Genomic DNA, 5,822 nt, shown 5'->3' on the forward strand with positions numbered 1-5,822 from the left:
GCGGCAACGACTAGACCTTGAAAACGCGGAGTTGAGAAGCACGCAACACGCTTTGCAACGGGAAGTCGAAGCAAAGGCACAGGAGAATGAAGTACTTCGAAAACGCCTTGCCACAAGAGCAAAATCTGCGCGCACACATGTCACACGAAGTTCCGCGTCTCGCCCCACTATCGTGCGATCTTCACGTTCGTCGGTCAGGAAGGGACGTGCTGCCGCGTACCGGCTGAACCTCACACGAAAAGGACCGTCAGGGATAAAAGAAGTCCAACGGTTGTTGCGTCGACACGACCTCCCGATCAGAGTCGATGGAATCTATGGCCGGGACACGGCGGCGGCAGTCCGTTGGTTTCAGCGGTCAAAAGGACTCCGGGTAGACGGTGTTGTCGGTCCCGCGACCTACGCTGCCCTTAAACGTCCCGTCCCGTCATCACGGGTGAGCCGGTCACTCTGGTTACGGCGGCCTCCTCTTAAGGGGCGAGATGTCGTCAAACTCCAGCGAGCCTTACGCCGGGCCGGTCATCGGGTAGCGGTCGACGGACGCTTTGGCCCCGCGACCAAAAGGGCGGTCATCCGGTTTCAGCGGAAACAAGGTCTTGCTCAAGACGGTGTCGTCGGACCGAAGACGTGGTACGCACTCACAGCACGCCGCTGACAGACGATTGTATTTCGAGAAAATTATTTCTTCCTCCAAACAGAATTAACGTTTCCTACCTTGCCTTGACCGCATAAGGAGGAGGTTCTTCCGTGACGGCGGTCAATGCACCGGCTTGAAAAACACAATGCCCAACGGCGGCAGCGTGAGCGTGAGCGAATGCGAGCGACCGTGCAGTGGAATGGGCGCGGCTTCGACACCGCCGAGATTTCCCCACCCGCTCCCGCCGTAATGTGTGGCATCACTATTTAAAATCTCCTGCCAGAATCCCCCGTGTGGAGCCCCGATTCGATAATTGGGTCTCGGAACCGGCGTGAAGTTGCAGGCCACCAGGAGAACATCCTCCGGTGATTTTCCTTTTCGCAGGAGGCTGACGACACTCGATTCGGCATCGTTGCAATCGATCCACTCAAAACCCGCCGGATCTAAATCCCGTTCGTGAAGGGCCGGATCTCCTCGATAGATTCGATTGAGGTCCGATACCCAGCGCTGTAACCCGCTATGCGGGGCTTGTTCCAGCAAGTGCCACTCCACACTGTGATCGTGTGCCCATTCGCTCCACTGCCCGATTTCCCCTCCCATGAAGATCAGCTTCTTTGCGGACTGGGCGAACATGTACCCGAATAAGACACGGAGATTGGCGAATTTCTGCCAATCGTCACCGGGCATCTTCCCGATCAACGAGCCTTTCCCGTACACCACTTCGTCATGCGAGAGGGGCAACACGAAGTTTTCATGGAAGGCGTAGAGCATGCGGAATGTGAGTTTGTTCTGGTGGAAGCGCCTGAAGTACGGATCTTGGCTCATGTACTCAAGCGTGTCATGCATCCAACCCATGTCCCACTTGAGGCCAAACCCCAATCCCCCGAGGTACGTCGGCCGCGAGACCATCGGCCAGGCAGTGGATTCTTCCGCGATGGTTTGGACATCAGGGAAATTATTATAGACTTCCTCGTTCAGGCGGCGGAGAAATCCTATCGCTTCAAGGTTTTCTCGTCCACCGTACTGGTTGGGGATCCATTCGCCTTCCTTCCGGGAATAGTCCAGATACAGCATCGAGGCGACGGCATCCACGCGCAACCCGTCCACGTGATATTTGTCCAGCCAATACACCGCGCTGCTGATAAGAAAACTGCGGACCTCGTTGCGTCCGTAGTTGAAGATGTAGGTCTGCCAATCCGGATGGTATCCCTGGCGCGGATCGGCGTGCTCATACAGATGCGTCCCGTCGAAATAACTCAGTCCGTGGCCGTCCGTGGGGAAATGAGACGGAACCCAGTCCAGGATCACTCCAATGCCATGCCGGTGAAGTTCGTCGATCAGATACATCAAATCCTGCGGCGTGCCGTAACAGCCTGATGGCGCAAAATAGCCGGTAGTCTGGTAACCCCACGAGCCGAAAAAGGGGTGATCCATGATCGGCAGGAATTCCACGTGCGTGAACTGCATATCCCGCAGATACGCCGGAAGCACGTCTGCAAGTTCCCGGTAGCTCAATGAACGGTTCGCTTCATCCTGCACCCGTCTCCAGGAACCCAGATGCATTTCATAGATAGACATCGGTGCATCAAGGCTGTTGCGGGTGCTCCTTGTTTTCATCCACTCACCATCACGCCACTCATACGACGTATCCCATACAATCGACGCATTCTTGGGGGGGATTTCATTGAAGACGGCGAACGGGTCTGTTTTCTCGACCTGGTAGGCGTGGAATCGGGAACGGATGTGGTATTTGTACAGTGCGCCTTTCTCCACGCCGGGAAGAAATCCTTCCCAGATTCCTGAATGTTCCCGCTGGCGCAGCGGATGTTTGCCGGGCTTCCAATCATTGAAGAGCCCGACCACAGACACCTCCTCGGCATTGGGAGCCCACAACGAGAAATAGGTCCCGGCTACACCTTCGTGCGTGGCGGGATGGGCCCCGAATTTTTCGTACAAATGGAAGTGGGACCCTTCATTGAACAGATACAGGTCATCGTTGCTCAATAACGTCATTTCCATTTCGGTTGATTTCTTCTTTTCGTTCCTCGTCTGTGCCATTCTGTCACCTCTTCATGGTTCTAAAATCGGTTCTCCGTTCCGATGGGGTTGAATCAGCCGCTTACTCCATCGTCTCCAGCAGGTTCTTCAAGCCGTCGAGCGGAATTTCAACCCAGTCCGGCCGGTTGTTCAGTTCATAACCCAATTCATAGACGGCCTTCTCGAGAAGATAGACGTTGAACAGAAGACGGACGACCGTCTCGTCCTGCGGCCAGAAACGAGTGCCGTTTGCAATGCCGAGATATGCTTTCAAGAAGGCGGCGCTTACCCACATAGACCAAAATTGCGCCCACAAGGCGGCATGTTGCGGGATTTCGTTCGAAGCGACGGCTATGCCAGTCCTCTTCCCCTCGAGAAAAGCAAAGGGAGCATAGTGGAACGAACGCACCATGCCCGCTACGTCCACCACGGCCGGATGTTTCATGCGGCGTTCCGCAAGCGAGCGGGCCGGCTCGCCTTCGAAATCGATTATCATAAAGTCAGGTCCCGTGCAGAGGACCTGCCCCAAGTGATAGTCTCCATGACAACGAATGCGTGAAACCGGCGCTTCAAGATTTCTAAATGCCCCATAGATTCGATCGAGCACCGCCTTCAGATCAAAGACACGCTGGGCTTTGGCTTGTCCGGTTGTTGAGAGTGACGAGGCTCGTTGCCTCAGCAGTGCGAAGGTGTCGGATGCGCTCAGCGTCATCCGATCGTAGCGGGATTTTCGGTATGTTTCGAGCAGCGGCTCGGGGGCGAACGCCGGATCGTTCTCGACCTGGCTCAAAGCCAGATGAAGCTCGGCTGTACGTTGTCCTAAGCGTTCGGCGGACTCCAAATAAAGCCCGATCAACTCTCGTGCGGCAGGATGGTACTCGTCACGTGCCAGGTCAAGGAGCGACAGCACTGTTTGGGGCGGTTGCTCGTCACCGTACGGAGCTCCCACGACCCTCAGCATGTATCGGTCCACGGCATCAAGGCTATGCCTCCAGGCATCCCCGTCGTTGCGAACGAATTGCTGCAACAATGCCAACGTGATCGGCTCGCCGGAAGTACGCCGATACTCTAGAGCTCCGGCAATCGGCGGAACGTACGGAAAACGCTTACTGGTCAGCACACGTCCGATTTCCAGGTCCGGGTTCATCCCCTCTTCCAAACGCCGATAAAGTTTCAGAATAACGTGCGCGCTGAAAGCGATGGAGGTATTGCTCTGCTCACCTTTCAACACTGTCGGATTCATCGTGGTCCCGTCCCGGACCAGTTCCTTGTAGGCATTCGTCGACGAAGCTGTTAATGCGCCCGCGGTTCCCGTCGCACGAGTACCCTGACCGATCGCACGAAGAAGCGAGAGCGAGAACTCGCGATTCCAAGCGGCATCGTAAAGGATTCCACTTTGTGGAATGCCTTCTTGTCTTTCGATGGTGCCGAGAACGGATTCAGGAGACGAACTTTGAATGTGCGCGGCGTCATCTCCGAACGCCGCCAGAACGGGCAGTTGATACGTTTCTGTCGTCTCATCAGTGTAGACGACGAGGACGAGCAGAAACATTGCTTCAATCTCGTTGCAGGAGAGTGGGATTCTTTCGGCAATGCGCGTCGCCTTGATCTGACGGCTCTTGCCTCCAAACCAGCGCTTTCGTTGCAGAACGGCGGGCAATGACTTCATCAGCGCATCGGCAGATTCTCCCTCGAAGAACTGTTTCCATTTGTTTTTTGTGATCAACATCCCCCGTATTCCGGTGTTACATCAGGCTTTACAAGTAATAGTCGAAGTCCTGTTCCGTTCGAAGCCGGCGGCGAATGCGGAAAATATGAGCCGGTGCCGAATGCGGGTTGACTTCGATATAGTTTCTTGGTCCCTGCCACAAGTAATAGGCGTTCGTGAGCAGGTCTTGTACTTGAAAGGGACGGTCGGCTTCCAATCCCAACTCAAGGAGATCCAACTCCACCCATCCTGAATGGGTATGGTGAGGACTGAGATTGACCACGACCACGATGACGTTGGACCAGTCCGGCGTGCTCTTGCTGTAACAGAGTAATTGGTCGTTGTCGACGTTGTGAAACCGGAGTCGTCCGTCACTCTGTAGTGCAGGATTCTCCCGGCGGATACTGTTCACACAACCGATGAATTCCCGGAGGCTATCCGGCCGATCGAGGTCCCATTGCCGGATCTCATATTTCTCCGAGTCCAGATACTCCTCACTTCCCTGTTTCAGAGGACGATGTTCGCCCAGCTCGAATGCCGGCCCATAGATTCCATAGCTGGCACCTAAAGTGCCTGCCAGTACCAGCCGAGCCATAAAGGCCGGCCTCCCGCCGTGCTGGAGATGTTCGGTGAGAATATCCGGGGTATTCGGCCAGAGGTTAGGGCGGAAAAATTCCCGCACATCCGTCTGCGTCAGTTCTGTAAAGTACTGCGTCAACTCCAGCTTCGTATTCCGCCACGGGAAGTAGTTATAGGACTGCGTAAACCCCAGCTTCGCCAGACGGTACATGAGCTTCGGCCTGGTGAAGGCTTCCGAGAGAAAGATCACGTCGGGGTGTTGTCGACGGATCTCTCCGATGACCCATTCCCAAAATTGAAAGGATTTCGTATGAGGGTTATCTACCCGAAAGACCTTCACCCCCTGAGTAATCCAGTAGTCGAAGACGCTCTTCAATTCATCCCAGAGTTCTTTCCACCGCTCGGTTTCGAACTCCAAGGGGAAGATATCCTGATACTTCTTCGGCGGGTTCTCTGCATATTGTACAGTCCCGTCTGGCCTGATCCGAAACCATTCACGATGTTCCTTGACGTAGGGATGGTCCGGCGAACACTGGAACGCGATATCCAGGGCGATCTCAATGCCGTGGTTGCGTGCCTGCGAGATCAACCGACGAAAATCTTGTAACGTGCCCAGGTCCGGATGGATCGCCTTGTGCCCTCCTTCATGTGACCCGATGGCCCAAGGACTTCCCGGATCATCGGCTTTGCCGGCAGGGTCGTTGTTTTTTCCCTTCCGGTACGATTTCCCGATCGGATGGATCGGAGGCAAGTACAGCACATCGAATCCCATCGAAGCGACGTAGGGTAGCCGCGCTTCCAGGTCCTTAAAGGTTCCATGGCCTCCTGGCTTGCCGCTGGATGAACGGGGAAACATCTCATACC

The 5,822-nt window shown here is 55.2% G+C and carries 4 protein-coding genes; 1 reads left to right on the top strand and 3 read right to left on the bottom strand.

From position 1 onward, the window contains the following. On the top strand, window positions 1-652 hold a 652-nt coding region (locus ACWVCN_RS05050; protein ID WP_455244428.1), incomplete at its 5' end, for a peptidoglycan-binding domain-containing protein. A gap of 102 nt (window positions 653-754) precedes the next feature. On the opposite strand, the gene glgB is transcribed toward ACWVCN_RS05050, so the two are convergent. The 3 genes from glgB to ACWVCN_RS05065 all read right to left on the bottom strand — a co-directional run. Then, complete coding sequence (glgB, locus tag ACWVCN_RS05055; RefSeq protein ID WP_455244429.1) at window positions 755-2,692, bottom strand: 1,4-alpha-glucan branching protein GlgB; 1,938 nt, start codon at window positions 2,690-2,692, stop codon at window positions 755-757. 61 nt (window positions 2,693-2,753) lie between these two features. Then, window positions 2,754-4,400 carry a putative maltokinase gene (locus ACWVCN_RS05060; RefSeq protein WP_455244430.1) on the bottom strand — a complete coding sequence of 549 codons (1,647 nt, stop codon included), beginning with the start codon at window positions 4,398-4,400 and terminating at the stop codon, window positions 2,754-2,756. A 28-nt stretch (window positions 4,401-4,428) separates the two neighbouring features. Further along, window positions 4,429-5,822: alpha-amylase family glycosyl hydrolase (locus ACWVCN_RS05065; RefSeq protein WP_455244431.1), on the bottom strand; the 1,394-nt coding region annotated here is incomplete at its 5' end.

This window comes from Petrachloros mirabilis, assembly GCF_975968855.1.

Coding starts and splice junctions, on each gene's coding strand:
- glgB (WP_455244429.1), bottom strand. CDS start 2,692: ATGGCACAGACGAGGAACGAAAAGAAGAAATCAACCGAAATGGAAATG.
- ACWVCN_RS05060 (WP_455244430.1), bottom strand. CDS start 4,400: ATGTTGATCACAAAAAACAAATGGAAACAGTTCTTCGAGGGAGAATCT.